This is a genomic window from Microbacterium sp. 22242, assembly GCF_052045495.1.
In the GTDB taxonomy this organism is placed as follows: Bacteria; Actinomycetota; Actinomycetes; order Actinomycetales; family Microbacteriaceae; genus Microbacterium.
The window spans coordinates 40,157-41,649 of record NZ_JBQEOZ010000022.1; the positions used below are offsets into that span (position 1 = coordinate 40,157).

The window sequence follows — 1,493 nt, forward strand, 5'->3', positions numbered from 1 at the left end:
AGCGCGCGGTAGGCCGCGGCGACCGTGTTGCGGTTCACGCCGAGGAGATCGGCGAGCCCCCGCACGGTCGGCAGGCTCTGCCCGGGGGCGAGCTCTCCGGCGTCGATCAGGGCGCGGATCGAGTCGGCGATCTCGTGCGCCGTGCTGCCCTGGATCCTCGACTCCGTCACGGGGACAGCCTAGGGCGGTCGTGCGCGGGCCGGTCTCGGGGCTGGCCCGCGAGGCCGGTCTCGTGGTGGCCGCGCGAGGCCCCGTACCTTGAGGGTGGCCGCGCGAGGCCGGTCTCGGGGTGGCCGCGCGAGGGTAGGTCTTGGGGCGGCGGCGCGAGTAGCGAGGCCCGGGCCTCGGGGTGGGCCCGCGCGAAGCTCCCGGCCTCAGGCCGGACAGGGCGGCTCCGCGACTGCGGAATCGCTGCTGGCGGATCCGGTACGGTCCGACGCACGGGGTGGCCGGGAGGCTCGGCGCGGGCTCTGAGAACCGCCACTGGTGGGTCGATCGCGGCGGGTATTCGTGTTCGCCCAGCTGCGCGCGGCCGCCGTCCTCCGACCTCCAACCTCCGGCGCGAACGATCCGAGCCGTCTACGAAGAGGTCCGATTCTGTGATGCAACCGTGATGTTTTTCGCACTTGACCTGCGACTTTTCGGGTCGGGAATGTCGGTGGTCCAGGGTTGACTGGGGGTATGAGCAGCTCGACCGGCGCGGTGGTGGATCCCGGGGTGGACCCGGTGGATCCGGTCATGGTGTTGCGGATGCTCGGGGAGAGTCTGGCGGTGACGGAGGCGGCGATCGTGCGGTTGCAGGCGTTGCGGGAGGCGCACCTCGGGGTCGCGCAGCGCCTCGCCGAAGACCTCGCCGCGCGTTCTTCCGGGTCAGGGGTGGTGCGGGGTGAGGCGGTGGATCTTGCGGCCCGGTCTGTGGCGGCGGAGTTGGCGGGGGTGCTGCACATGTCGGATCGGGTGGTGCAGGGCCGGATGGCCCGCGCCGGGGATCTGATGGCCCGGTTCCCTCAGACGGTGCGGGCGTTCAGTCAGGCGCGGATCAATGCTGCGCACGTCCGGCTCATCCAGGACACCGGTGGCCGCCTGGATGACGATGTGCGGGCGGGGTTCGAACGGCTCGCGGTGGCGGCGTGTGTGGGTGAGACGCCGCATCGGGCGCGGCGGGTGGTGGAGCGGGTGGCGGAAAGGCTCTGCCCGCGGGGTCTCACAGAACGTCATCGGGACGCGCAGGCGGGGCGGCGGGTGTGGCGGGAGGACCTCGGCGACGGGCAGAAAGCGCTCGGGCTGATCCACTCCGCCGCGGTGGTCGACGGGATCTACGACCGGCTCACCCAACACGCCCGGATGGTACAGGCCGGAAACCGGCAGGCAGCGAAGAACGCCGCGACCGCCGCCGGCGTGGCTGCGGGCGCGGTAGCCGACGAGGCATGCAGCGATGCCATCAGCGGAGATTCCCTCGGGGATCCGGGCGATGCGCGCACGATCGACCAGCT

2 protein-coding genes are annotated in these 1,493 nt (G+C 72.3%); one reads left to right on the top strand and one right to left on the bottom strand.

The genetic code is table 11. From position 1 onward, the window contains the following. Nucleotides 1-170 (bottom strand): GntR family transcriptional regulator (locus ACTJJZ_RS17040; RefSeq protein ID WP_440722380.1); only part of this gene is annotated, 170 nt, incomplete at its 3' end. 511 nt (nucleotides 171-681) lie between these two features. Here ACTJJZ_RS17040 and ACTJJZ_RS17045 point away from each other — a divergent pair. Then, nucleotides 682-1,493, top strand: an 812-nt coding sequence (locus ACTJJZ_RS17045) for a DUF222 domain-containing protein (RefSeq protein WP_440722379.1), incomplete at its 3' end; no start/stop codon positions are given.